This window comes from Nostoc sp. S13 (assembly GCF_029379315.1).
Lineage (GTDB): Bacteria > Cyanobacteriota > Cyanobacteriia > Cyanobacteriales > Nostocaceae > Nostoc.
On the sequence record NZ_JAQYWQ010000028.1, the window covers coordinates 1 to 26412 of the forward strand.

Annotated in this window: 28 protein-coding genes and 2 pseudogenes; 12 read left to right on the top strand and 18 right to left on the bottom strand. The window is 43.2% G+C overall.

Annotated features, from left to right (window positions below):
- Positions 1-227 precede the first annotated feature (227 nt).
- Together PUQ00_RS11540 and PUQ00_RS11545 are read right to left on the bottom strand one after the other, a co-directional pair.
- Positions 228-683 (bottom strand): cupin domain-containing protein, encoded by a 456-nt coding sequence (locus PUQ00_RS11540; protein WP_300416217.1) that lies wholly within the window; start codon positions 681-683, stop codon positions 228-230.
- 143 nt (positions 684-826) lie between these two features.
- Positions 827-1621 (bottom strand): isochorismatase family cysteine hydrolase, encoded by a 795-nt coding sequence (locus tag PUQ00_RS11545; RefSeq protein ID WP_300416219.1) that lies wholly within the window; start codon positions 1619-1621, stop codon positions 827-829.
- A gap of 80 nt (positions 1622-1701) precedes the next feature.
- On the opposite strand from PUQ00_RS11545, the pseudogene PUQ00_RS11550 reads away from it, so the two are divergent.
- Positions 1702-3143 (top strand): annotated as a pseudogene (locus PUQ00_RS11550) (amidohydrolase).
- A 416-nt stretch (positions 3144-3559) separates the two neighbouring features.
- The gene (locus tag PUQ00_RS11555; protein ID WP_300416221.1) at positions 3560-3769 is read left to right on the top strand and encodes a hypothetical protein; all 210 of its coding nucleotides are present in this window, start codon (positions 3560-3562) and stop codon (positions 3767-3769) included.
- 14 nt (positions 3770-3783) lie between these two features.
- Here PUQ00_RS11555 and PUQ00_RS11560 read toward each other — a convergent pair whose 3' ends face one another.
- Positions 3784-4338, bottom strand: coding sequence for an acireductone dioxygenase (locus PUQ00_RS11560; RefSeq protein WP_300416223.1), 555 nt, complete (start codon positions 4336-4338; stop codon positions 3784-3786).
- A 253-nt stretch (positions 4339-4591) separates the two neighbouring features.
- Between PUQ00_RS11560 and PUQ00_RS11565 the strand changes: the two genes are divergently transcribed.
- From PUQ00_RS11565 to PUQ00_RS11575, 3 genes are all read left to right on the top strand, one after another.
- Positions 4592-6037: an FAD-binding domain-containing protein gene (locus PUQ00_RS11565; RefSeq protein WP_300416225.1), complete on the top strand. Its 1446-nt coding sequence runs from the start codon at positions 4592-4594 to the stop codon at positions 6035-6037.
- 283 nt (positions 6038-6320) lie between these two features.
- Positions 6321-6554, top strand: coding sequence for a hypothetical protein (locus PUQ00_RS11570; RefSeq protein WP_300416227.1), 234 nt, complete (start codon positions 6321-6323; stop codon positions 6552-6554).
- The gene (locus PUQ00_RS11575) at positions 6547-6828 is read left to right on the top strand and encodes a hypothetical protein (protein ID WP_300416229.1); all 282 of its coding nucleotides are present in this window, start codon (positions 6547-6549) and stop codon (positions 6826-6828) included. Before PUQ00_RS11570 ends, PUQ00_RS11575 begins: the two co-directional genes overlap by 8 nt.
- A 185-nt stretch (positions 6829-7013) precedes the next feature.
- On the opposite strand, the gene PUQ00_RS11580 is transcribed toward PUQ00_RS11575, so the two are convergent.
- Positions 7014-8231: a glycosyltransferase family 4 protein gene (locus PUQ00_RS11580; RefSeq protein ID WP_300416231.1), complete on the bottom strand. Its 1218-nt coding sequence runs from the start codon at positions 8229-8231 to the stop codon at positions 7014-7016.
- A gap of 166 nt (positions 8232-8397) precedes the next feature.
- Between PUQ00_RS11580 and PUQ00_RS11585 the strand changes: the two genes are divergently transcribed.
- Positions 8398-8892, top strand: coding sequence for a hypothetical protein (locus PUQ00_RS11585; protein ID WP_300416233.1), 495 nt, complete (start codon positions 8398-8400; stop codon positions 8890-8892).
- A 224-nt stretch (positions 8893-9116) separates the two neighbouring features.
- On the opposite strand, the gene PUQ00_RS11590 is transcribed toward PUQ00_RS11585, so the two are convergent.
- A complete protein-coding gene (locus PUQ00_RS11590) occupies positions 9117-9335 on the bottom strand; it encodes a hypothetical protein (RefSeq protein WP_300416235.1) in 219 nt (72 codons plus the stop codon).
- 231 nt (positions 9336-9566) lie between these two features.
- On the opposite strand from PUQ00_RS11590, the gene PUQ00_RS11595 reads away from it, so the two are divergent.
- Entirely contained in the window at positions 9567-10109 is a 543-nt protein-coding gene (locus tag PUQ00_RS11595; RefSeq protein WP_300416237.1) for a hypothetical protein, read from the top strand.
- Between the two features lie 71 nt (positions 10110-10180).
- Here PUQ00_RS11595 and PUQ00_RS11600 read toward each other — a convergent pair whose 3' ends face one another.
- The 7 genes and pseudogenes from PUQ00_RS11600 to PUQ00_RS11630 form a co-directional block, all read right to left on the bottom strand.
- Complete coding sequence (locus tag PUQ00_RS11600; RefSeq protein ID WP_300416239.1) at positions 10181-10387, bottom strand: hypothetical protein; 207 nt, start codon at positions 10385-10387, stop codon at positions 10181-10183.
- A gap of 209 nt (positions 10388-10596) precedes the next feature.
- A pseudogene (locus tag PUQ00_RS11605) lies at positions 10597-11047 on the bottom strand (transposase); the annotation flags it as partial.
- Between the two features lie 171 nt (positions 11048-11218).
- Entirely contained in the window at positions 11219-11695 is a 477-nt protein-coding gene (locus PUQ00_RS11610; RefSeq protein WP_300416241.1) for a heme-binding protein, read from the bottom strand.
- Between the two features lie 107 nt (positions 11696-11802).
- Positions 11803-12435 (bottom strand): response regulator transcription factor, encoded by a 633-nt coding sequence (locus PUQ00_RS11615; RefSeq protein WP_300416243.1) that lies wholly within the window; start codon positions 12433-12435, stop codon positions 11803-11805.
- Complete coding sequence (locus PUQ00_RS11620) at positions 12432-13268, bottom strand: trypsin-like peptidase domain-containing protein (RefSeq protein ID WP_300416245.1); 837 nt, start codon at positions 13266-13268, stop codon at positions 12432-12434. The genes PUQ00_RS11615 and PUQ00_RS11620 overlap by 4 nt, the downstream gene beginning before the upstream one ends.
- Positions 13269-13682: 414 nt before the next feature.
- Positions 13683-14594 (bottom strand): PDZ domain-containing protein, encoded by a 912-nt coding sequence (locus tag PUQ00_RS11625; protein ID WP_300416247.1) that lies wholly within the window; start codon positions 14592-14594, stop codon positions 13683-13685.
- 309 nt (positions 14595-14903) lie between these two features.
- Positions 14904-15743, bottom strand: coding sequence for a hypothetical protein (locus PUQ00_RS11630; RefSeq protein WP_300416249.1), 840 nt, complete (start codon positions 15741-15743; stop codon positions 14904-14906).
- A gap of 55 nt (positions 15744-15798) precedes the next feature.
- Between PUQ00_RS11630 and PUQ00_RS11635 the strand changes: the two genes are divergently transcribed.
- Entirely contained in the window at positions 15799-16668 is an 870-nt protein-coding gene (locus PUQ00_RS11635) for a uroporphyrinogen-III synthase (protein ID WP_300416251.1), read from the top strand.
- 103 nt (positions 16669-16771) lie between these two features.
- The gene (locus PUQ00_RS11640) at positions 16772-17071 is read left to right on the top strand and encodes a 2Fe-2S iron-sulfur cluster-binding protein (RefSeq protein WP_300416253.1); all 300 of its coding nucleotides are present in this window, start codon (positions 16772-16774) and stop codon (positions 17069-17071) included.
- A 250-nt stretch (positions 17072-17321) separates the two neighbouring features.
- Here PUQ00_RS11640 and PUQ00_RS11645 read toward each other — a convergent pair whose 3' ends face one another.
- Complete coding sequence (locus PUQ00_RS11645) at positions 17322-17720, bottom strand: Hsp20/alpha crystallin family protein (protein WP_300416317.1); 399 nt, start codon at positions 17718-17720, stop codon at positions 17322-17324.
- 701 nt (positions 17721-18421) lie between these two features.
- Here PUQ00_RS11645 and PUQ00_RS11650 point away from each other — a divergent pair.
- Positions 18422-18742 carry a multidrug efflux SMR transporter gene (locus tag PUQ00_RS11650; protein ID WP_300416255.1) on the top strand — a complete coding sequence of 107 codons (321 nt, stop codon included), beginning with the start codon at positions 18422-18424 and terminating at the stop codon, positions 18740-18742.
- 114 nt (positions 18743-18856) lie between these two features.
- Here the strand turns inward: PUQ00_RS11650 and PUQ00_RS11655 are convergent, their stop codons facing one another.
- The 5 genes from PUQ00_RS11655 to PUQ00_RS11675 all read right to left on the bottom strand — a co-directional run bounded on the left by PUQ00_RS11655 (position 18857) and on the right by PUQ00_RS11675 (position 23219).
- Positions 18857-19921 (bottom strand): iron ABC transporter permease, encoded by a 1065-nt coding sequence (locus PUQ00_RS11655; RefSeq protein ID WP_300416318.1) that lies wholly within the window; start codon positions 19919-19921, stop codon positions 18857-18859.
- A complete protein-coding gene (locus tag PUQ00_RS11660) occupies positions 19906-20040 on the bottom strand; it encodes a hypothetical protein (protein WP_300416257.1) in 135 nt (44 codons plus the stop codon). Before PUQ00_RS11660 ends, PUQ00_RS11655 begins: the two co-directional genes overlap by 16 nt.
- Positions 20041-20095: 55 nt before the next feature.
- Positions 20096-20374, bottom strand: a complete 279-nt coding sequence (locus tag PUQ00_RS11665) for a hypothetical protein (RefSeq protein ID WP_300416259.1) — start codon at positions 20372-20374, stop codon at positions 20096-20098.
- Between the two features lie 20 nt (positions 20375-20394).
- Entirely contained in the window at positions 20395-21018 is a 624-nt protein-coding gene (locus PUQ00_RS11670; RefSeq protein ID WP_300416261.1) for a 4Fe-4S single cluster domain-containing protein, read from the bottom strand.
- Positions 21019-21260: 242 nt separating this feature from the next.
- The gene (locus PUQ00_RS11675; RefSeq protein ID WP_300416263.1) at positions 21261-23219 is read right to left on the bottom strand and encodes a hypothetical protein; all 1959 of its coding nucleotides are present in this window, start codon (positions 23217-23219) and stop codon (positions 21261-21263) included.
- Positions 23220-24382: 1163 nt separating this feature from the next.
- On the opposite strand from PUQ00_RS11675, the gene PUQ00_RS11680 reads away from it, so the two are divergent.
- Together PUQ00_RS11680 and PUQ00_RS11685 are read left to right on the top strand one after the other, a co-directional pair.
- Positions 24383-25576, top strand: a complete 1194-nt coding sequence (locus PUQ00_RS11680; RefSeq protein WP_300416265.1) for an NAD(P)/FAD-dependent oxidoreductase — start codon at positions 24383-24385, stop codon at positions 25574-25576.
- 133 nt (positions 25577-25709) lie between these two features.
- On the top strand, positions 25710-26357 hold the full coding sequence (locus PUQ00_RS11685; protein WP_300416267.1) for an HAD family hydrolase: 648 nt from the start codon (positions 25710-25712) through the stop codon (positions 26355-26357).
- Positions 26358-26412: the final 55 nt, after the last annotated feature.

The window sequence follows — 26412 nt, forward strand, 5'->3', positions numbered from 1 at the left end:
CTGGATGATTTAGCTTATTTACTACTTGCTTATTCCGGAAAGTGACAGAAGAGGGATAGATTGAAAAAACAATCAAGTCACTTGCTCTGTCATTTAATTTCAGACTTCGGCGTGAGCATTGTCGAAGTAGCGCTCACGCCGAAGTCTAAAATTCGATAAGGTTAAGCTGTACCTTATTCTTATTAGAAAACGCGATAAATCCCCAACTAATTGAATGACGAATTATTTTAACAGGGCATCAAAGCATTTAATCTCCCCAGTACTGCCATATCTTCTGCATCTAACTCCGCCGGAATACCACTACGAATCAATTCTGAAAAGTCTTCATTGGGAACCATAACAGTCAACGTATACAAGCGAGTAGAACCAGTATTTTTAATCAAATGAGTACCAGTGGCAGGCACCAATAAACTATCTCCAGCTTTGATCATGGCACTCTTGCCGTCACACATAGCGATCGCTTCCCCTTTGAGAATGAAAAACATTTCCACCGCCCACTGATGGCGATTTGGCGGTGTTTGACCACCAACATCAAAAATTTCTATGCAGCAAGTCAATGAAGTATTAGCATTTGTAGAATCGAAGATAATTGCTAATCGATTAGAGTCTTTGGGACTAATGCGATATACTTGGTAATCTTTGGGAGATTTGATAACCGGAATTACACAACGAGTCGCGTACATTTATTTATCCCCTCTGAAGTGATTGTTGGGTATGAAAATTCCTAAAATCCAAATCCTGAATATTGAGTTGTTAGTTGTATCTCTCAATTACAGAATCAGTAATTACTAAATATTCCTAACTCCTAACTCCTAACTCCTAACCCCTAACTCCTGACCCCTGACTCCTCACTCTTTTGCAACGCTGTTAAAATCGCTTGCGAGTCAGTGACAAAACCGAAGCATTGTTTGACATTGTACAATGTTGCCAGCCAACAATATTCAGGAGAAGTTGTGGCAGTGCAGTCTTTAACTAACACGCAGTCATATCCTAAGAAATTGGCATCACATAATGTGGCTAGCACACACTGATCAGCATTAACACCAGCAAAAAATAATGTTGTCCTTCCCAGATTCCGCAAGATACTATCTAATGGCGTATCCCAAAACCCACTCATGCGGTATTTGTTCACACGAATATCTTCGGGAATCTGTTCTAGTTCGTCTACTACAGCCGCGGCCCAACTACCTGCCATGAGTACTCTAGCACCATTACTTGGCAGTGGATCGCCTAATCCCACACCCTCTCCTGTGGGATTATAGACATGACGCAAACCAGCACTAATATTGAGCAAATCGGGACGATTTCCCCAATTTACCCAAAAGACTGGAACACCAGCCTCACGCAGTTCTGGAAGTAAGTTGTTTAAAGGGTCAATAGGCTGACGTGCCGGAGTTACGTCCACGCCGATATGCGCTAACCAGCCATCAGGGTGACAGAAGTCGTTCTGCATATCAATGACGAGGATAGCAGCTTTTGCCAAGTCTAGGCGCAGGGTTTTAGTTTCTGTTGATAAAATAACAGGTTGTGGAGTTTTTTGAAGACGAGTGATGTCTGCGATCGCATGATTCACTGTCCACGCATTTGGCGCAACTCCCAATGTCCGAAAAGGCAAATTCATAAATTGCAGTACCCAACACCATTTTCTATTTTGTAACTTGAAATTCGGTTGAAAATACGATTACTTAATCAAGGTTAAATATGGTAAGTTTCACCGTCCAGAATGTGATGATTGCCGTCGGTGAGGATTATACAACCGTAGATGTACAGATTGTAGATGGTGCGTTAGCGTTGGCGCAGCCTCTGGTAGAGAAGCTCGCCGGAGGCATCACAGCGCTCGCCCCGAATCTACAAGTAATCGGCACTGCCATCTATGGCAAAAATAAGCTATTGCTACCTGGCTTTTTCAACACCCATACCCACTCATCAGAGATGTGGCAGCGAGGAATCATGTCAATGTTCCCTTAGAATTGTGGTTGGCCCAACTGTATGATTTTGCTCCCTTCGATCCCGAACAGGTTTATCTAAGTGCTTTGGGTACTGCCGTGGAAACCCTACTTTCCGGCGGTACCAGTGTGGTAGATCATCTGGGGTTAATCGCCAGACTTGAGTTAGAAGCGATCGCTATTGCAACTCGTGCTTACAGAGAAGTGGGAATTCGTGCCTTTATCGCCCCCTTAATTCAAGATGAATCCCTCACCGCAGGTATACCATCTGGGGAATCAGCCTAAAGTCATGAGCCTTATTTTCGCTCAACTGCGGCAACATTGGAAATTCTCGAAGAGGCAGTCAGACAATTTCATCGCCCAGATGAGGGTGTAAATATATTGGTCGCACCAACAGGAATACAATTGTGTACTGATGCTTTATTTGAGGTGTGTACTGAGTTAAGCGATCGCTATAATCTTTGTCGTCACTCCCATTTACTCGAAACCAGGGCACAGGAAAAACTCGCCCAAGAAAAGTACGGTTGTACTGCTGTGGAACATTTGAAAAGAATCGGGTTTTAGAGCGCTCGGACTTCACTTGCTCATTGTGTTTGGTTAAATGATACTGATATCACCATCCTTGCCGAAACTCAATCTACAGTTGTTTATAATCCCTTAAGTAATTTGCGTGTAGGCAGTGGCATCGCCCCGATTTTAAAATATCGCCAAGCTGGAATAAATGTAACTTTTGGTTGTGATGGTGCTTCGAGTAATGACTCTCAAGATTTGCTAGAAGCCATCAAAATAGGTTCTATTTTACATAATGTTATAGACTCAGATTATCAACACTGGATTACGCCCCGGCAAGCCGTAGAAATGGCATCCTTGGGAGGTGCAAAAGGATTGAATTTAGCAGATAAACTCGGTTCTTTAACCGTTGGCAAACAAGCCGATTTGGTACTTTATGACCTTACCAATTTATCATTGCTTCCGCGTACAGATCCCATTGGCTTATTAATCTTAGGTCGTTCCACGAATATTGTTAATAGTGCTTGGGTAAATGGTAAGCAAATTATTGCCGATGGTAAAGTGACAACAATCAATGTTGATGATTTGCGACAAGAATTATTTAACCGTAGTCAATGGGAGACAAAGCGCAAGTCTGAAACCGTCGCGCAAATTGAAGCATATTATCGCACGGTTATGGGCTTATAAAACACAAGTAGACACAAGAGATACTATAAAATAGTAACAATTTGTTAAGCTCATAGTATGGAAGCCAAATCTATGGAGCGATGGGAACTAAGCTTAACAGCAGCTATTGGCAAGATACTGACAGCTATCTCATTAATAAAAAGTCTTTTCTACTACATCAAGCATAGCAAGTACTTATTCTAGTCAGGTTTGCCGACTATTATAAGTAGTGACGTAGGCTAACACTGCATTTGTTGAACATTGTAAAATAATTGTCTATTTGAGCAATGTCTACCACGGGCTACGCTTACGCACCACACTCGCTCATTACGTTTAGGTTAGAGTCAATGATGTGGTCAGGCATGAGAGCTTGATAAATAAAAAGAGGTAATTGGTGTTAGCTTTAAGAGCAAAGCGTTGCGTGAGAGCAATTCACTATGTCGTCAGCAGCAATTATCACCGTGATCAAAATGATGGAGTCTTTACCTATTGAGGTACAAGATCAGATTGCAGAGCATCTGCGGGACTACATTGATGATTTACAAGATGAAATTACATGGAATGAATCGTTCCAAAGAACACAATTAAAACTTATTGCTGCTGCCAAACAAGAAATTGCAGAGGCACATAAAAAAACGCGAATTTAACTCAACTTTGAGCTTTAACGCGGCTTGTTGAGCGAATCACTCACTTGAGTTCCTGTATAATTAGGAACCCAGCCATCAGGCATCGCAAAATAGCGTACCGCTTTGAAATTCAACGAAGCACTTGGGCTGCACCAATGCTCAACGCCAAGGGGGATGTAGAGATAGTCTTGTGCCTGAACTAAAAGCTGTACTTGGCTGCCATCAGGTCGCACGAAGCCATAGATCATTTCTCCTGCCAACACGTAGAGGGGTTCAGCGACAGGATGAGTATGGTAACGACCGTAGGTTGCTATCAGGTGGTGAAGATTGAAGGAACCTGGATGCACATTTAGCAAGTCACACCAGATAGCGCCATTCTCTTGCTGAATAAATTCAAAGACGCTGTTATGGAGTTCTACACAATAACGTTTCTCAGACTCAGTTAAAACATGTTGGTCTAACAGGTTGGGGAAGAGAAGCGATGTTCCTGGGTCGTAGTGTCTGAGTTGAATGCCAAGAGGGGCAAGTTCACGAGCTATTTCGCCTAAATCACTCTCAATTGTGCCGTCGTCAAGTAGTAGGTTAGCCATGAGAAAAGGACTAATTAACTGTTAAGAAGAGTATACTCAATTTTGAACTATAAAGCCACTATTACCGATTGACAAACCGGGGAATGGGGCATGGGGCATGGGGCATGGGGCATGGGGCATGGGGCATGGGGCATGGGGAATAACTAATGACAAATACCCAATGCCTATTAACAAAATAAATTGATCGCCAGAATGATGCTCATTGGTACCACTAGCATCTAAGCTAGTACGGGTGAACTATATCCAGTATGGAATGTCTGACTTAATTCTGTTTTGGCATCGGCGTGATTTACGCATTTCTGACAATACGGGACTGGCTGCGGCAAAACGGCAGAGTCCGAAAGTGGTGGGCGTGTTTTGCCTTGATCCACATATTCTCGAACGGGATGATGTCGCTCCTGTGAGAGTAACTTATATGATTGGCTGTTTACAGAAACTACAACAGCGATATGCCGAAGTTAGTAGCCAGTTATTAATACTCCACGCCAATCCTGTACAAGCGATACCAGCTTTAGCAGAGGCAATAAATGCCAAAGCTGTTTTTTGGAATTGGGATGTAGAACCTTATTCACAAGTACGCGATCGCGCTATTATAAATGTCCTCAAAGAAAAAGGTATTGCGTTTCTTAACCAAAACTGGGATCAAATCCTCAACTCCCCAGAGGAGATCCGCACCGGTAATAACAGTCCTTACACGGTTTACACCCCCTTCTGGAAAAATTGGATTACTAAACCAAAAAGTCAACCAGTAGAAACACTGCAAAATGTTGAGGGCTTAACAGAAGCTGAACAGGAAATTGCAAAACTTACTGGAGCGATCGCATTACCCTCGGCAAAAGATTTAGGGTTTATTTGGGATGAAGAATTGATTATTTCACCGGGAGAGACGGCGGCGCAATCACGATTAGAGGAATTTACTACTAAAGCAATTACTGAATACCAAGAACAGCGAAATTTTCCCGGAGTTGACGGAACATCACAACTAAGTGCAGCTTTGAAATTTGGGGTAATTGGCATTCGCACCGTTTGGCAAGCCACCATAGAAGCACAAGAAAACAGCCGCAGTGAGGAAGCCGCCGCCGCTATCCGCACATGGCAACAGGAATTAGGTTGGCGGGAGTTTTATCAAAATGCAATGTATAATTTTCCCGAATTGGCTGATGGTGCTTTCCGCGACATCTTTAAGAACTTTCCTTGGGAAACTAACGAAGAATATTTCCAAGCTTGGTGTGAGGGGAGAACTGGCTACCCGATTGTAGATGCAGCAATGCGCCAGTTAAACGAAAGCGGCTGGATGCACAACCGATGTCGGATGATTGTCGCCAGTTTCTTGACTAAAGACTTACTAATTAATCCCCAATTGGGAGAAAAATACTTTATGCAGAAATTGATTGACGGAGATTTATCTGCTAACAATGGCGGTTGGCAATGGAGTGCTTCTAGCGGCATGGACCCTAAACCTGTGCGAATTTTCAACCCAGCCAGTCAAACACAAAAATTCGATCCAGAAGGGGAATATATTCGGCAATGGGTGTCACAATTGCGGTCTGTAGATCCAGAATATTTAGTTACTGGTAAAATTCCATCTTTAGAACGTCATGCTGTTGGCTATCCTGAACCAATTGTAGATCATAAAATACAGCAACAGCAGTTTAAACAGCGTTATCAACAGCAAAAAAACATTAGTAGTGGTGAGTAGAATTGTTAGTTTTTTGTTGTGAAGGTACAAAATAGGGAATGTTCATACATTCCTTTTGTATGAATTGCTACTATTTATTAAGTATTTCTATTTATTATGGAGTAGCGATCGCAGTTAGATCGAAATTGCCTAGCTCTGATTTTAGGAGAGGGTAACTTTGGATATATTACCGCAAATGCGCTGATACTTTAATTTCCCCTCTTCATAAATTCCGCAAAAACACTGTTACGCTATTTGCGCTTGTGATCAAAACTTAGAGCATCCAGTTTATTAGGGCGTGTTTATGACCAACCCTGTAAAGACGGTTATCCAAGTCAATGTGGAGATGGCTCTAGAAGTAGCTCAACAATTGGAGCTTGCTCCATATACTCAATTGAGTAGTTATTGTTTGGAGATTTTACGGGAGATCGGATGTGGTAGTACTGAACTTCCAGTTAACTTACAAACTCGTGATCAGCAGCTAAACTTTATCACAGGCTTTGCATCTTATGCTTTTGGGGAGGTACAAAGTGTATAAAGCATTAATTGAAGATACATTTCATGATTCAGAAGGGGCAGAAAAAACTACTTTCCCTGCCACAGATAAAAATTTGTTAATTTTAATAGAAAAATTTTTAGGGTTTGAAATTCCCCCAAAAGTTTTTTTGCAAGCTATAGCCATTGCTGATTACGATTGTGCAGCTGCTTTTCGCTACGTTGAGAATTATTTGATTATCCTCAAGAATAAGAATAAGCGTAAGCAGAAGAAATTACTTGTGTTCGGATATTCAACTAGGTTTGAGAATAATTGAAGTGCATTTTCATGAGCTAACCCTGAAAGAATACAATTTAGATAAGATAATTTACTCGACCGATGTAGAGACGTTGCATTGCAACGTCTCTACACATATAGCAATCCTAAATCATTAGTGAAAAGTTAGATCCCCGACTTCTCATAGAAGTCGGGGATCTGGACACCACGAATTACGAATTAGTATTACTTTCTCCCAAGACAAACTTGTTCATAGCTTTTACCAGCGATATCCCAAGTGAATTCTGTTTCTACCAGTTGTCTGCCGTTGTGAGACAATTCTGAACGCAGATGTGGATGCTCAAATAGTTTACTAATAGCGGTAACGTACTCTGCCGGTTTATTCGCTCGCAATGCGCGTAGTGTATGACTAGCACCATCTACGGCTAATCCTTCTAAGCCGCGATCGCTCGCTACTACAGGTATACCAGCTGCCATTGCTTCTAAAGTTTTATTTTTAATGCCAAACCCAGTCCGCATGGGTACAACGCAGATGGTGGCTTGATGTAAATATTCTACCATCGAAGGCACACGCCCAATTACATTAATTCCTGGTTTTTGATCAAGTGCTAAAACTGCTGGCACTGGATGAGAACCGACAATATCGAAAGTTGTATCGGCATACAATTTTTGGATTTCTGGCAAAACTTCGTTGCTGAAAAAGCAGACAGCATCAATGTTTGCTAAGTTATCCATTGCACCGATGAAAATTAAGCGATGTCCTCCTGGATCGGTGGTACGGTTGGGGAAAGAAACTAAATCTACGCCATTCGGAATAACTGTAATTTCACTATTGGGGTTAAATTCTTGTAGTTGAATTTTATCTTCTTCTGTTGTGGCGACAATTACCGAAAATTTAACACAATAGTTTTGCTCATAACGATGCAAAAGTGGGAGATTAATTTTGTCTCTAAGGGAATTTTCCGAAATGCCGGTTGCTAGTTGGTTACGACAGGTAGCGTAAACAGAACTATGAACATTAACTATGGTTTTTAGCTGTTTCTGATAATGCGATCGTACATAAATTTCATTGACGCTATGTTCGCAGGTAATTAGATCACATTTCCCCGCTTCCACCCAGTTATCAACCCATGTTTGCATTTCAACTGAGTAGCGGTTGAGTACACTAGGCGGTGTCCCCTGCTGCAAAAATCTCCCAAATCGCTGTATTTTCTGGAATATTCCGGTGGTTGCCGAATCTGGCGGGCGTTCAAAAATAGCTAGATGATCCACGCAATCGCGTAATCCTGCTAATTCTGCGTCTGTAACATCGCCCTCGCGTTGAGTCGCGAGGGTAACAGTATGGCGTTGACTCAGGTATTTAAGTAAATTAAATGTCCTAACTTGGGTTCCTCCGCGCGTTGGTGGGTAGGGAAAGGTGGAAGATAGCATTAAAATGTTCATATAAGTAATAAATCAAATGTGATATATGTACACCATGACCTCATTAGAGGCTGTATGTCATTAGTAGCCTTCTTTAAAAAGGCTAAAGTGTACACAGTTTAAATCCCAATACCTGTGAATGAATTTTTTAAATACTGGAACTTAAGACTGTTTGGAGTATTTCTAAATGAACACTGTTATGAAGTTTAAACTCAGTCCTTCACAAAGTTTAATGAGTCTTTTAGCTAGTGCTACAGTTTTGCTTATAAGCTCCACTAATAAGGCTTTTGCGATACCTGAAGCCTGTAATGGAAGTTCGGGAATACCAACTTTAGGTAATTGGATTGGTTCCACAACTATAGCAGCCTTAAATGGCAGGCTGTATATCACCCAAGGTCAGGGATTATGGCGTGCTAACCCCTGTGATGGGAGTTGGATAAGACTAGGATCAGGTAATTGGAGTGGTTCCACAAGTATGACAGCTTTAAATGGGTGGCTGTATATCACCCAAGGTGAGGGATTATACCGTGCTAACCCCGAGGATGGGAGTTCGATAAGACTAGGGTCAGGAAATTGGAGTGGTTCCACAACTATGACAGCTTTAAATGGCTGGCTGTATATCACCCAAGGTGCGGGATTATACCGTGTTAACCCCAATGATGGGAGTTGGACAAGAATATAGGTTGCTCTATTTACGCCGTGGGGTACTAGTAGTCTGTCAAATACATTTTGACGGATACTAGGAGATATATTTCCGGCAATATATAAGCTATGCCTGCAAAACGATACATTATCTCCCTGACTCCTGAAGAACGCCAAAAAAAATAAATATTGCATAACTATTGAAGCGATGATGTAACCGCTCGGTAGGCGATCACTAACCATAGATTTGTTCAAGCCAATCACTCAAGTTATTGCTAAAAATCCAATGGATGAAAACTTAGGGGTGATGGAATTGCCGTCCGCATCGTTTCTAGGGCTGAGTAGGAGGCGCTTATATGCCAATACCTGATCGCGATCGCAGGAAAAACGAGCAGTGGTACCAGTTACCCCACCGGCTTTTAGAACTAATGATTTGAGCGATCGCTTCGCTCGTTGTACGTTGCAGTGAGCAAGCTTTGGCAATGCGAGTGCCGGTGTAGAGGCAGACTCCGAACAGACAGCGATCGCTCAATATTTGGGCAAGACAGACCCCAAAAGCTATAAAATCTCTCCTTGCTGAGCATGAGAACAGATTAGCTAGTGTCAAGTCCAAACTATCAAGTCTTGGCAAACTCGTTGGTTGACTTATTAGCCTAAATATAGAGAAGCTGTTGCTAAGGGCAATGTAAGTAATAGATTCTAGGAAAAATCATCATGAAAGTGCTAGCTACGTTTATGGGATTTTTGGCAGGAGCTACGCTGGCTTTATGGGGGCTTGAAGCTCATCCTGCTCAGGCGGCAACATTAAGTTTTGATTTAACTTTGATTGAAGATTTTACAAATACTGAAGCCATTGGCACGTTTGACATTGATGATGCAAGCAAACTTAGTGTTGGTTTCGTTGAAATAACTGATTTTGCGATCACAACACCTCAAGAAAAGTCATTAACCCTTGCCAACTATGTGCCTTCTCAACCTGGCTTTAAGTTAGGCTTCAATCCGCAGTCCGGTTTTTTTGCTGGAGTGAGAGGCAGCCAAGTTTTTTCACCTTTTATAATTAAAGGGCTTGGCTCTGCCTTATTTTTCGATAGTTCCTCTAATACCTACTTTGAAGACCCGTTTTCTTCGACTCAAACGATAGGAACGTATACAGCGACACTGTCAACACCCCCAGTTGACGTTCCTGAACCTGGAACTGCAATCACGGCATTGCTGTTCGGTGGTGTTTTTTTGCAGATCAAGCGCAAGTTTGGATAGGCTGTTACTGGGAATCTCGCCAAACATCGACAAGCAGTAAAAACCTTTTTGCGATCGCTACGCGTGAAACTTTAAGTCGATTTCACTGAGCGAATCACAAAAACTTCCTTGGAATATACAGAAACCTCTCCATCCTTGATTGTCACAGTGGCGATCGCATTCTTATCATCCCAGTTGGTGAATGTCCCACAGAATTTGCGATCGCCATTAAGAGATCGCACCTCCACTGGGTAGCTAATAAAATCTTCAACATCTCCCCCGTCTTTTTCAATCTGCAAGACTGAGATTAGCTCTTGTGTTGTCTATGCAAAATTTAAGTCAAGTCAGTGGGGCTAACTTCCTAAAAATTTTTCATGAAGGGACAGCGGCGATCGCCTGCTAACATCCCTATATAAGAGGATTAAGGAAGAAACTAAGCCAAGTTGGTTATTGGGACTTAAACAAAAGTAAAAGATAAAAAAAGGTATAATGCATAACTAGTAGTCTGTCAAGAACTAATTGACGGATAGAGACGCTTCAATTTAATACGTGCATCTTCGGTAGTAAATTGCCAATCGACTTTACACAAAAGTTCATTTCGGCATTTTTCCCAGGCAGCGATTTCCTGTTTCAAAACCTCTTTGTGAGCAATACGTCGGTCAAGGCATTGTCGATTTAAAACACTCAACTCAATTTCAGCCATATTTAACCAACTTCCATGCTTTGGCGTATAGTGAAACTCGATTTTACCCTTGAATTCATCTAGCTTCGGCTGGTAGAAATGCCTTGTAGAGAGAGGCTCTAATATGGGTACTAAGGTTATCCTGAGCCAGTTGAATTTTTTGGGCTTGGGGATAACATTCATCAACCAAATATTTTATTTGTTGAGCATAGTCAATTTGGGTACGTTGGTCGGTCACTTCTACGTGCCTCCATCCGACTAAAGGTTCAAACATCATTGATTTTGGCGGCGGCAGCTTTACCCGTTTTGGTTAATTTTTCTATACTTTGGCGTTCTTCAGGAGTCAGGGAGACAATGTATCGTTTTGCAGGCATAGCTTATATATTGCCGGAAATATATCTCCTAGTATCCGTCAAAATGTATTTGACAGACTACTAGTGTAATGGTATTAGAAAGCTGCGACAGCTGCCTCAGCTACAGCTTGATCCTGTTCACCGCTACCACCACTTACTCCGATCGCACCAACTATCTGCTCATCGCGTTGAAGTGGTATACCCCCGGCAAAGATCATAATTCGTCCTCCATTTGAGGCGTGAATACCATAAAATTGTCCTCCTGGTTGAGCATCCTCAGCAAGGGATTTGGTAGAGAGATTAAACGCACGAGCAGTAAATGCTTTATTAATTGAGATATCAATACTTCCGATCCACGCATCATCCATCCGAATATGAGCAACAAGATTCCCGCCAGCATCAACAACCGCAAGATTCATTGGTTGTCCGATTGCACGAGCCTTCGCTTCTCCAGCCGCTAGTATTCGTCGTGCGTCATCCAAGGATACAGAATGTTTGTCATAAGTCATAGTAATTCTTTCAATCGTAGAAATGTGTACCTTCAGGGGCGTGTCATCAATAAAGGATATCATGAGCAGAAATTCTCGGTATACCCCTTCAAGACCGGGAAGACTTCAAGCGCTCCTTAGACGGGATCTTAACTGATGATCAATTGCATTCAACTGATAATGACTACAGATCACAGCATAATCAAACCCAGTCGCACACCCACAGCAACAGCCTCAGTGCGGCTGGAGACACTGAGCTTTTGAAAAATCGATGAGAGATGAAATTTGACGGTATGCTCAGAAATATGCAAACGTTTAGCGATCGCTTTATTTCCCAACCCTGACCCCAGCATTCCTAAAACCTCTATCTCCCGTGGTGTCAAGCTTTGTACAGGATTCGTTACCACTTTTTCCCGGATAGAGAGTAATTCTACAGCATCCGGGTGCAGCACCACTAAACCAAAAGCGATCGCCTCCACAGCAGCGACAATTTCTGACTCTGTGCTACTACTGGGCAATATCCCCCGGATACCAGAACGTAATGCCGTCTCTAAGTCGATGCTGTCGAGTCCCTCAACAATGACGATCATTCCTAATGGGTATTGTTCCTCTTGAATAAGCAGCAATTTTTCCCACACCGATTGTTGAAGATTGCTGCTCAAATCTACCAGCACCACATCTGGTTGTAATTGCCCAACTTCCCTTGCCAATACATCCAAATCGGATGCACTCCCCACAACCGTTAGCCGAGGATTGGTAGTTACCACAGCTGATAACCCTGCCCGGACTACAGGGGAAGTGGCAACTACCATCACTCGGATCATGTCGCCTCCACAGCAGTTTTCCCAAACTGCACAGCAACATAAATCACGAATTGCTGCCCACCGCGTAGGAGTTGTAGCGGCACAGATTCTTTACTTTCATGGAGATATTTGGATAAGTCATTCATGCTAGTGAATAATCGCCCCGAAACTCCAATTAAAACATCACCGATTTGTACACCAGCAGTTTCCGCAGGACTGTTAGGTAAAATTGACAACACCAATAAACCCAAGCTACGCCGATTTAAAAGCACAGGTTGCAGTGTGACTCCCAGTTGCGGACGACTATTGCCCTGTAAAAAACGCTCAACGGTCTTGCTGGGAACTGCCACAGCCAAACCATTAACAATCATGGTGTTAATTCCCACGACAAGGCCTTGACAGTCGGCAAGCGGCCCCCCAGAATTTCCAGGATACAACTGCAAATCGGCCATAACTGCACGCGAATTATTTGCATAGATAATCCCAGTTGTCACAGCACCACTCTCAGCAAACGGATTACCTACCGCCAAGACTAATTCACCGACTCGCAGTCCCTCAGAATTGCCAATGGTTGCAGCAGTTAAATCAGTGGCGACAATTTTTAAGGCTGCTAAATCTTGCTGTGGATCAAATTGTGTCCGCACTGCATCAAATACCCTTCCATCTGCCAATTCCACAGTTGCGCGGTTGCTGGTTGCCACATGGGCATTAGTGATAATTAGTCCGTCAGGTTGCCAAATTACACCGGAACCGACTCCCAAAGAGCCGCTTTTCACTTTCACAGTGCGATCGCGTAGTTTAGCAGCTACCTCTATCAATTCAGCCGCGATGTTAGTTAATGTTGTGTTTGCCATGTTATACAATTTTTGAGGATGTCAAAGTAGAATCAGTGCGCTGACAATAGTTTTTAGTCGGGTTGAAATAATTGAGAATGCTGCAAGATATCAGTTAACCCAACTTTGGAAAGCAAAGTTTGATAGTTTCGAGTTCAAAGCTTGGACGTTGGAGCAAAAAGGTGAAAGTTCCGAGTTTAAAGGCTTAACGTTGGAGCAAAAAGGTGGAAGTTCCGAGTTCAGAGGCTTAACGTTGGAGCAAAAAGGTAGAAGTTTCGCGTTCAGAAGCTCAACGTTCAAGCAAAAAGGTGAAAGTTCCGAGTTCAAAGGCTTAACGTTGGAGCAAAAAGGTGGAAGTTCCGAGTTCAGAAGCTCAAATGAATAGAAAATTGAGAAAATCTTGACAGAGTTAGTTAAACCCATCCCAAATTGGGATTATTCCTCCTTAGTAGGTCTTTCGCCAAGTGCGATCGCTAACTCAACTAACACCCCACCCCGCACAACTTGGACATTGACAGTTTTACCAATGCGATCGCTACTATTGAGTAGCCCCAGCACATCACCTGTATCGCCCACTGTGACGCTATCGAACGTTACCAAAACATCGCCAAGCAGCACACCTGCATTGTCAGCAGGCCCAGAAGGCTCAACATTAACGACAATTACCCCAGTTGCAGAAGTTAAATTAAGAGCAGTTTTCAGATTCTTTGGTAAACGTACAGGTTGCATTCCCACACCCAAGTAGCCCTTGGAAATGCGCCCTTTTGCTACTAATTGGTCAACCACGCGATCGACTGTAACAGTCGGAATAGTCAGAGCAGTACCACGCCGCCCCGATGTATTCATCCCTACTACAAAACCAGCAGCATCTACGAGCGGCCCACCTGCAAAGCCAGAGTAAAGGGTGATGTCTGGGCGGATGAATTGGTCAATATTCCCGCCATTCATACTCCGCCAACTACCGCTAACCACACTCACTGCACCCATCGCCGCCCTTAAGTCACCTTCGCTACCTCTTGCCAGTCCTAACACCAGATGACCAACTTTCAGCGTTTTGGCATCGCCAACTTTTGCTACAGGTATTTCGACATTTTCTAGTTTAAAAACAGCGATATCAGTGCTAGAGTCATGACCGACGAGTGTTACTGGTGCAGTGCTACCATTTGATAGAGTAATGGTGATATCGTCATAGCGCTGGAGAGACTCATCAGAGGTAACAATGATGCCATGACGCCAGTGAATGCCACTTGGGGAAACACGAGTACCCCCATTCACCGCAACCACAGCACTCCCAGCTTGTTCTGCGGTGTCGGCTAAACTGTTGGACAAAGCCACTAATGAAGACATAAGATTTATTCACAAACGTTCTTAGATATTCATATCGTGCTATTTTGTATGCACAGATGGCATCGGAAAAATGGGGAGAATTCACCCTAGAAAAATGGCTAGGATTGATATCAGCTTTTTGGGGTTGCTGAATCAAGATATAAATAATTTTGTTACAAATAGACATCTCCGAAAAAAAATGTAGAGACGCGAAATTTCGCGTCTCTACAAGGGTTCTAGATAACGCATATTTAATTTCTGGAGATATCTAATGGATGAACGAGAATCTGCAAGGCATTATCGCTTTGAATCTACCGCTTTCACAAAGAGCTACTTTTTTGCCTTCAGCAACACAGCCATCCCGTCATAATCGCCGGTCGTGATCTTTGGGTTATTCACGATCGCATTTTCTAAGTTCAGATACCCGTTTATCTGGTACTCTGTTTTTAGATTAATGTTCTTGGCAAAATCATCCCGCGCCTGATTGAAGGAGACGAACTGGTGCTTAATTTTTGAAAACGGCACCACTTTCTCACGGCTGAATGCGCCGATGAAAATATACGCCCCTTTGTAACGATAAGGCCCGAAGATCCTGCCATGATTATTGTTGAAGATATATGGCTCGTTTGAAAAAGCATGATCTTGAGTTTGCGGGACTTGTGCCTGAAGTTGCTCGTCGATGTATCCCCAATACCCACTTGAGTGCCCTTCACGACTGGGATAACCTGCTGCTGTACAAGCCGCGATGAGTCGATTCTTGGCTTCTTCGGGCGAATTTGCCACTGGATCGACAATGATGATATTGATCGGCTCCCTCAAGGTCTTCCCGTGGTAGATTTCACCTAACCAGTCAGCCGGTGTGAAATCTGGATTGAGCATCCATTTGCCGATTTCGGGGAGAACCGTGGGCTGTACCACCTCATCAGGCTTGGGTCGAAGGTTGGCAACAAGTTTTTCACTCATCGACTTACCAGTGTCAGTCTTTTGAGGGTTGGACGCTTGGTGGGCTGAGGCCATCCGGGAAGAGATAGCTGCGGTGAATACCAACAAAGAGGCAAACCCAAAGAAAGTAGTTTTTACGCCGATGACTGAAATGATGCCGCCATGATTTCGTTTGTGGATAGGATCAGACGAGCGAGGCGATACAGCCGGGGCTTTTGGTTTTGACAAGTGAAAAAAGTTCATTGACGAATTAAAGAAGTTTGTTATGTGGAATAGCAATCAAATGGAAGACGAACAAATGTACACCCAATCAACAGAAATCGACCTGCTCACTCCATCTAGAGAATTACCTCTATATGGCAAGAGAATTTTAGTAACAGCACCAAGAAATTATGCTTATAGGTTATCTGAACAAATCATCAAACAAGGTGGCTTACCTGTTTTGATGCCTACTATCGAAACCTGCTATTTATCAAACTACACTAAGTTAGATACTGCTCTAGTCCATATAGAAGAATTTGATTGGATTATCTTCACCAGTAGAAATGGCATCACTGCATTTTTTCACCGGATGAATGATTTAGATATTCCCCTATCAGTGGTACAAAAATGCCACTTATGTGCTTTAGGAAAAGACGCAGAAAGCTTATTGTCTTTTTGTGGCAAAGTGGATTTAATTCCCACAGAATCTAGCCCAGCCGGAATTGTAGCAGAACTAGCGAAACTACCCGAAATTCATAAGAAAAAAGTGCTAATCCCCGCTCCAAAAGTTGTTGGTTTGCCTGAGCCTGATGTTGTACCCAATTTAATTACGGATTTGCAGAAATTGGGCATAGAAATAACTCGCGTACCCACATATATTACACAGGGTTTAGACACAAGTATCTACAGTATTGAATTAAACCTGATACGTCAAGGAATGATCGATGTAATTGCCTTTAGTAGCACGGCAGAAGTAGAAAGCTTTTTGACAATGGTCAACTCGCAAAGGGATTATGAAGGCTGCATTATTGCATGTTTTGGCCCTTATACAACTGCTAACGCCCAAAAGTTGGGTATGAATGTCTCTATTGTATCTGCGGATTATAGTTCATTTAAGGGATTTGGTGAAGCGATCGCAGAATTTTTTACTCTCAGTTCTAGTTCACACTAAGCACTTTAAGATGTAGGGTAATCAACCACATTTAACTCTAGACTAGCTGCACATAAACCCGTAGTATCGAACATAGAGTTTAGATTTAGTTAGGGATTGTTACATGGCAACTTACAAGGTCACATTACGTACTCCAAATGGAGAAAAAACAATTGAAGTCCCTGATGATGAGTACATCCTAGAGATTGCTAACGAGGAAAATGGGCTAGACTTACCCTATTCCTGTAACGCTGGTTCTTGCTCTACCTGCACCGGGAAGCTAATTTCAGGTACAATTAACCAAGATGATCAGAATTTCTTAGACGACGATCAAATTGATGAGGGATGGGTTCTCACCTGCGTTGCCTATGCCACTTCTGACTGTGTAATCGAAACGAATCAAGAAGATGCGCTTAACGCTTAACCAACAAATGTGGATTTAATCAAGAGCAAGTTCTGTAGGATGCGTTAGGACATTCGTCCCAGCGTACCTAAAATCTGAAATGGTGCGTTATCCTACGCAATAACATACTTTACAAGATTTAAAATTTTGCACTTTCCTAATAAATCTGTATAAGCTGGATAATTCATACTAAAAAGCGCTCTCCTTTTTGAGAGCGCTTTTTATTTAGCTTCATAGATAGCTAGCAGATATCAAGCGAAAATTAGCCAGATCATGCTAGATTAACTTTCACAACTTTATTCTTTTCTTCTTCAGCTTTGGGTAGTGTCAGGTTCAAGATGCCATCTTTATAATCTGCCGTGACGTTGGTATTTTGAATCCGAGCAGGTAAAGGAATTACACGTTGGAATTTACCATAGTGGAATTCACTTTTGATCACACCTTTCTCTTCAGATTTCGTTTCCGACTTTCGCTCACCACTTAGGTATACAGCACTTTCTGTAACTTGCAAATCCACGTCTTTAGCTTCAATTCCCGGAAGTTCTAGCTTCAGATGAATTGCATCTTCAGTTTCTTTTAACTCAGCAGAGGGAACTCTAGATAAACCTGTATCGAAAAATGCAGTTGGCAAAGTATCTTCATCAAAGAAGCGATTGAATTGGCGTTGTATTGCGTTAAATTATTGCCAGGGGTTCCAACGTATTAATGTCATATCTCTACCTCGGATAATCAGTATCTTTGCTATAGAACCAATTGAGGATTTGATTCCTTGCTTTGTTCTCATAATATTTAAAATAAAATTGGTGTAAATTCGGTTTTTGTCACCTGATTTAGGAAGATTACCGAACTAAAAATCTACTTAATAGCAAGTACGGTAATTTCAAATATCTGTGTTCGGTAAACTCTACAAAAGCGGGAGCATTTCAAATGTGTAAAAACATCAGCTGTCATTGCGTTCGCCCTTGGCGTTCCCGCAGGGTACGTAATGAAATCGAGTAAAGGAATCGCAAAATCTAGATGTTGCGATTCCTTCACTACGAGACGCTACGCGAACATTGGGCAACTCTAGCAGACGCTACCGCGAAGGCTTTTCTACAAGAGGCTGCGCCAACATTCGCAATGACAATCTATCATCTTGATAAATTTGCTTGTATTGGGATACTGCCACAAAAGCAGACTTGAAATAAAACAATTATATTTAAAACATAGCTACAAGTGTTACCCGTCCTTTACGACTAAAGCTTGCTATGCGTAGCGTATCCTACAAATATTTAGTATATTCATGCGACTAATTATAATAACTAGACCCGTTGTATTTTTTGAATTTCACAGAGATAATAATAAATTCCTCACAAACTGCTGATAACAGATATGTTAACAAGTTGGATTTACCTTATCGCAGCAATCCTTTTTGAAGTTTCAGGCACAACTTGCATGAAGTTATCGCAAGGATTTACTAGAATAGTTCCTTCGGTATTAATATTTGTTTTTTATGGACTTTGTTTTACTTTTTTTACCTTTGCTCTCAAGAAACTTGAAGTGAGTGTGGCTTATTCTGTCTGGGCTGGATTGGGAACTATCCTAATTGCTATTATTGGTATTATCTGGTTTCGTGAATCTGCCACATTCATCAAACTTATGTCGATCGCCTTAATAATCATCGGGGTAATTGGCATAAATGCAAGTAAATAAATGAGTCTAGGAAAGTACTTTTGGATTCACTGTTGAAAAAGAATTTTGTTTTGATAAAAGCGTAGACACGCAGTGCCAAGCCAGAGAGCTTTCCTGTCTTCTCCGGGCTTGTTGTTATTTATTAAACCCAGCAGAACGACGGTAAAGTAACCAGATAAATAAGGGTGAACCCAGCAAGGCAGTGACGGAACCAACTGGTAATTCTACTGCTCCTAATCTAGAGAGTAAATCTGCAAAAATCAGTAACCATGCACCGGCAAGGGCGGAAAGTGGTAGAACAAAGCGATGATCTGTACCAACGATCAGGCGGACACCGTGAGGAACAACAAGACCAACAAATCCAATCAAACCACTGATGCTGACTGCACCTGCGGCTAATAGAGTGGCGACACCACCAATTAATAGGCGCGATCGCACCAACGAAACCCCCAAACCCACAGCCAAATCATCCCCCAAAGCCAGCACATTTACCGATCGCGCCAGCAAGCATCCCCCGATCAATGCAACGATGATGTAAGGGCCAGCCGTGGCAATTTCTTGCCAACCCCGTCCATTGAGACTACCAACCAGCCAACTCAGCGCAATTTGAATTTGACCGTCTTCAGCTAAAAGCAGCAATGTACTTTGGACAGCACCAAATAAAGAACTCACCGCCACTCCGCCTAAAATCAACCGCTCAACAGAAATTCCCGACCCCGAACGACCGATCAAAATCACGATCGCTGAAGTCAAAATTGCTCCCATCCACGCTGCTAGAGGAATTGCGATCGGGAATATTTGCCACACGATCATCAGAATCACAATTAATCCTGCACCCGCCGAAATGCCCAAAATAAATGGATCAGCAAGACTATTGCGTAACATTCCTTGCAGCAGTGCCCCTGACATTCCCAAGGCTGCGCCGACAATCAGAGCAGCTGTAATCCGTGGAAGACGCAAATCCCAGAGAATTGTCTGTTTAACCGGATCACCTTTGCGGAGAATGGCTTGCGAAAATTCCGACATATTTAAGGGTACTGCTCCTTGAGAAAGCGACAGCACTAGCGTTACCACCAGCGCTGTACCAAAGAGTAAAACAGCCCAAAATACACGGTGTTCAGTAAAAATTGTCTGAAATGGTCTAATCAAATTTAGATATGTATTTTTTTTAAATATAATCCTTCTCAAACATAGATGTATTGGGGATGGGACATTGGGCATTGGGCATTGGGCATTGGGCATGGGGCATTGGGCATGGGGCATGGGGCATTGGGCATTGGGCATGGGGCATTGGGCATGGGGCATTGGGCATGGGGCATTGGATAGGAGGGAGAGGGAGTTAAAATTTAAACGTTGACCTTCTGAGGCTGAACGTTAACCTTCTGAGGCTGAACATTGACCTTCTGAGGCTGAACATTGACCTTTTGAGGCTGGAGGTTGACCTTTTGAGACTGGAGGTTGACCTTCTGAGGCTGGAAGTTGACCTTCTGAGGCTGGAAGTTGACCTTCTGAGGCTGGAAGTTGACCTTTTGAGGCTGGAAGTTGACCTTCTGAGGCTAGAAGTTGACCTTCTGAGGGTAAACTTTTAAATTTTAACTTTCCATCCCCAATGCCCAATGCCCAATGCCCCATGCCCCATGCCCCATGCCCCATGCCCAATACTCAATGCCCAACTACGTCAATTCCAGCCCACCTTGATAACCTGTGACAATGCGTCCACCATCCTTGAGGATGTGGATTTCTATCTGGTCGCTAGCCCAAGTAATCTGGTCTTGAAAAGCTGGGTTTAACACCCGAACTCGTTGATTACTAGAAGAAACTGGAGAGTTGGGAGAATTAATTGCCAGAGATTCTACAAAAGGCCCATCAATCAGGATATCAAGTTGTTCTAACAATGCTTGAGAACCTGGCGGCGCCGATTGAGACTGTAGTTGCTTAAGAGTGAACCCAGTAAAAGACATTACATTTAACCCAGCAGCTTTTACCTTCCGAGCTAAAGATGCTAGTGCAGTTGCTTGCCAAAAGGGTTCTCCACCAGAGAACGTTACACCCATATTGCGGGGATTGCTGAGAATATTCTCGGCAAGAGTATCAACAGCAATCAATTGATTAGCTTCAAATGACCAGGAGTTAGTATTAAAGCAGCCAGGACACTCACGAAGACAACCTTGCACCCAAAGGACTGCACGACAACCAGGGCCATTAACTTCTGACTGATCAACGTAACCCATAATGTTGAGATAGCCAGGGGGAATTTCTATGAGTGCTAGCGATGGGTCAGTTGGCTTAATTTCCATCTCTTTAACTCCTTTTAGCCATTGCCTGTTAACCGTTAACTATAGCGAATCTCCAGTTATATAACCGTGACAATCGTTATATAACTGGAGAAGCAGGAAGTCGGAGCAAAACCGGAGACGTTTTTTGTCTTCTCCGGTCAGGAGTCAAATGAATACGGTTTGGTTAAGCCAAAAACCAAATATATTGAGGGTTATCACCCAAGGGTTAGTATAAAAGCCTGGATTCCCCCTGAGGCTGCCAATCAGGTTATAGCGATGTTGGGGATAGTGTTACTTACCACATTATTATCAGGAGAGTTATAAGCGATCGCCTTGTTGGATTTCACTGTGATAGTGCCAGAGTTAGAGTTGTAAATAGTACCATTCTCTATCTTGTAATTATCAGAACTGAGTTCGATCCCGAAAGCGTTATTGAGCTTGATAATGCTGATGTCTACCGTTAGAGTTCCATTATTGTAGATGTCACTACCAAGGGGTGCCTGATTAACACTAATGGTACTATCACTCACAGTAATAATGCCTAATTTATCAGAGCTACCGTTATTAACGGTAGACCCATAAATGTCGCCGCCATCGTTGCCATTATTGTAAATGCCACCACCGGCTTTTCCTGCCTGATTGCCAGTAATGCTGCTATCACTCACAGTAACGATGCCTAATTGATTGTAGCCGTCGTATTCGTTAGAGCTAGAGTTGTAAATGCCGCCGCCATAGTCCTTGGCATCGTTATCACTGATAATGCTGTCACTACTCACCGATAAATTGCCATTATTGTAGATGCCGCCCCCAGTGGATGCCTGATTCTTAGTGATAGTGCTATTGCTCACCTTAAAGGTGCCATATCCGAGAAGATCCGGGGAATGGTAGCCGGGAATGATAAAGCCTTGGTTATAGATGCCGCCGCCTTCGATTGCCGTGTTGTCACTGATGGTGCTGTTACTCACAATTATGGTGCCAAAACCAGCAATACCGCCGCCGTATGACGCAGTGTTGCTATTAATGGTGCTGTTATTCACGGTTATAGTACCGGCAATTATATTAGGCCCGCCGTCTGTCTCGCCGCCATTATAGATACCGCCGCCGTATGAGGCAGTGTTGCCATTAATGGTGCTGTCACTCACGGTTATAGTGCCATCGCCTTCGTCAAGATTGCCGCCGCCATCATAGATACCACCGCCATCATATATACCACCGCCGCCGTATGACGCAGTGTTGCCACTGATGGTGCTGTTATTCACTGATAGGGTGACACCAGCGTAGATGCCGCCGCCGTCGCTGGCATTGTTGCCATTAATGGTGCTATCACTCACGGTTATAGTGCCATCATAGATACCATAGATACCGCCGCCGTAATCCGCACTGTTACCACTGATGGTACTTTTACTTACTGATAAGATGCCAGAACTGAAGATGCCACCGCCGCCGTAGTAGCTGGATCTGAAGTTGACGCTGTTGTTATTAATAACACTGTCAGTCACGGTTATAGTGCCAAAACCATAGATACCGCCGCCGTCGTATTCCGCAGTGTTGCCGCTAATGGTGCTATTATCCACGGTAAGGATGCTAGAGCTGTAGATGCCGCCGCCGTCGCGGCCTGCCGAGTTATCACTGATCCTGCTGGTACTCACCGATAGGGTACTAGAGCTGTAGATACCGCCGCCGTTGCTGGCGTTGTTGCCACTGATGGTGCTATTACTCACGGTTATAGTGCCTTCGCTGTAGATACCGCCGCCTCCGTCCGCAGCCGAGTTGCCAGTGATGGTGCTATTGTTGACAGTGAAGCTGCCAGAGCTAGAGTTGTAAATGCCGCCTCCGTTCTCAGCCGAGTTGCCAGTGATGATGCTGTCGCTCAAGGTAAAAACGCCTTCATTAGAGATGGCACCACCTCCTCCGGCGTTTTTGTAGCTATTGGTAATAGTCAGCCCGTTGATTGCAGCTGTTACACCACTGCCAATGTCAAAAACACGGTCAGCACTATCATCACTAATAGTTAGTAAGCTCGAACTTGTGCCTTGAATGGTAAGGTTATCTGTGATACTTAGACTACTACCAGTTAGACTGATGGTATGAGCGATCGCATCAGTAAACAGTCCACCAAATTCGATGATGTCGCTTCCTGTAAGAGCATTGGCATCTAGAATTGCCTGCCGCAGTGAACCTGTACCACCGTTGTTGGTGTTAGTGACCGTAAATAGAGACATTGAGATTACTCCGATTTTTTTCAGGTGTATAAATATTGCGCTCAAGACTCGTCTTTTTCCTAACAGGAGTCTTGAGCATTTTTTCTACTGCTCGCTCAGTATTCAGAACTGAGTTTTGTTAAAGAGCATGAACTATTACGCTGTTGTAAACAGCATTGTGTCAGATGTATGAAAAATAACTGGTCTCTATAGCCAAATTTTTAGTACAGCACGGCGTAAATCCAGCTAACAAGGCAAACTTCCGCCACGATGTACTTAGGGAACTGTTTTTTCAAACTTAAAAGCTTTTGAAAATATACTTACACTTGAAAACTCTTGTAACACAGATATAAGGTGATAATTTTAAATTTATTGAGAGTTTATTTTAGTTTATATTTGCTTGTATCAGAATCCAATTTGAGCTTTCCAAGTACTAAGTAAGAATACGAGGGGAGAGATTTTGTCTAAATATCGAAATTAATGTTTAACTGATGACTAATGACTCAAAAACTTTGGGGGGTTTGGAAAAGTCCGCTTTGACTTACAAGTTTTCCAATAAGCGTAAAGCTCAATTCCTTTAGGCTGAGAGTGCGATTCGTGCGACGCCACTTTCCACAATGGGGGAACCCCCGCAAGGGAGTGACTCACTTTAGTCGCCGACGTTTTTGCTAGAATGATTTTAGCAGGAAGGGTAATCAACCTGTCTAAAAACCCTATTGCTGCCTAACACGCAGATGTCTCTCCTTCTCCCTAAAGCCTTCGGGCATCCTACGGTAGGCGCTAGCCTCTCCCTTTGGGATTCGGGGAGACTGTAACGCGTTGGCGTAGCCTTTTGTAAAAAAGACAACTGAATCTAGGGGGTTCTATTTTGTTGTTCCGATTGCTTTTTTGTATTTAGGAAAGTACCTGAAAGTAGGCGAAAGATTCACAGGAATCGGGCAACCAGCATTAGAATTAAAACAAATTTTGCAGTAGTGCAACTACGGTAGGGCATACCGAAAGTTAAAGCTTCTCTTTGAGACGCTGCGCGAAGGGGAAAGAACCACCTCTGGTTTAGATACTGCAAGGGGTCTAAGCTAAGTGATCTCGTTGAACCAAGAATCTCAGTCACCAAACGTGCTGAGAGTGTCAATAGACTGAAGTTAGTTGCCCAACTAGCATTGACTGTTCCATAAATAGAATAGATGACTCAACAAACTTCTAGAATTTGTATCCTTGGTGGAGGCTTTGGTGGTCTCTACACAGCCCTGCGCTTAAGCCAGTTACCTTGGGAATCTACGCAAAAACCCGAAATTGTTCTGGTAGATCAAAGCGATCGCTTCCTATTCTCTCCCTTACTTTACGAATTACTTACTGGCGAACTGCAAACCTGGGAAATTGCCCCACCCTTTGAAGAAATTTTACAAGGCACAGGGGTGCGTTTTTATCAAGGGGTTGTGTCTGGAATTGACATCGACCAGCAACGGGTAAATATACAGTCAGGGCCGGAAATCCCTTACGACCGATTAGTGCTGGCGCTAGGAGGTGAGACACCACTAGATTTAGTCCCTGGTGCAACATCCTACGCCTATACATTCCGCACAATCTCTGATGCCTATCGTTTGGAAGAACGCCTGCGGTTTTTAGAAGAATCGGATGCTGATAAAATTCGGGTGGCGATCGTTGGGGCTGGCTACAGTGGTGTAGAGTTAGCCTGTAAGTTAGCCGACAGACTAGGGGAAAGAGGACGCTTTCGGATCATTGAAATTGCTGACCAAATTTTGCGAACTTCCCCAGAGTTTAACCGGGAAGCAGCAAAGAAAGCAATAGAAGCCCGTGGTGTGTTTCTTGATTTAGAAACCAAAATAGAATTAATAGAACAAAATAGCATCTCCCTAGAGTACAAAAACCAGGTAGACACGATTCCCGTGGATTTGGTAATTTGGACTGTGGGAACTAAGGTTGCGCCCGTAGTGAAATCTCTTCCCCTGAAGCAAAATCAGCGTGGTCAAATTAGCACTACATCTAATCTGCAAGTCCTTGATCATCCAGAAATCTTTGCATTGGGAGATTTAGCAGACTGTCATGATGCTGAAGGGCAGCAAGTCCCTGCTACCGCACAAGCAGCTTTTCAACAAGCTGACTATACTGCTTGGAATATCTGGGCAACTCTGACTAATCGCCCCCTCCTTCCCTTCCGTTACCAACAGCTAGGAGAAATGATGGCATTGGGAATAGACAACGCCACTCTCACGAGTTTGGGAATTAAACTAGATGGCCGCTTGGGATACGTCGCCCGGCGTATTGCCTATTTATATAGATTGCCAACTTTAGACCATCAACTCAAGGTTGGTTTTAATTGGCTAGTCCGTCCGATCATAGAAACACTTTCTCGGTAACTTCAAGTTAGGCATTGGGCATTGGGCATTGGGCATTGATGCCCCATTGCCTATTCAATTTTGAGTTAGCCGAGTCATAAAGTTTTTAACAAGCGCAAATCTAAAATATAAGATTTAAAATCTTCAGACTTGAATGGAACAACCGAAAGTTATTTTTTTAGATGCTGTAGGCACCCTCTTCGATGTCAAAGGTGGTGTGGGTGAAGTTTATAGTCAGATAGCTGAAGAATTTGGCGTTATAGTTCCAGCCGAAACATTAAATACAACCTTCATTCAAAGCTTTAAAGCAGCGCCGCCGCCGATATTTCTAGATGCAGAAGTGCAAGATATTCCCCAGCGCGAGTTTGATTGGTGGCGGATAATTGCCCTGAACACTTTTGAAGGTGCTGGTGTTCTTAAGGAATTTTCTGACTTTTCGGCTTTTTTTAGCGAACTTTATATCCACTTTGGTACTGGCGAACCGTGGTTTGTCTATCCCGATGTGTTACCAGCTTTAATTAACTGGCGACGGTTGGGAGTTAGCTTGGGGGTGCTGTCCAATTTCGATTCTCGGATTTACTCAGTATTGCAAAGTTTGGGATTGAGAGAGTTTTTTACCTCCGTCACCATTTCTACCCAGGTACGTGCAGCTAAACCTGATCCTCAAATTTTTGCTATTGCCTTAGACAAACATAAATGTTCCCCAGAGGCAGCATGGCATATTGGCGATAGCATCACAGAAGATTACCACGGCGCTAAAGCAGCTGGCTTGAGAGGTGTTTGGATTAACCGGGGAAAATGAGGAAGATACTTAAGGTGACGGAAGAATAAGGGTTTGGGCTGACACGAGCGGTTAT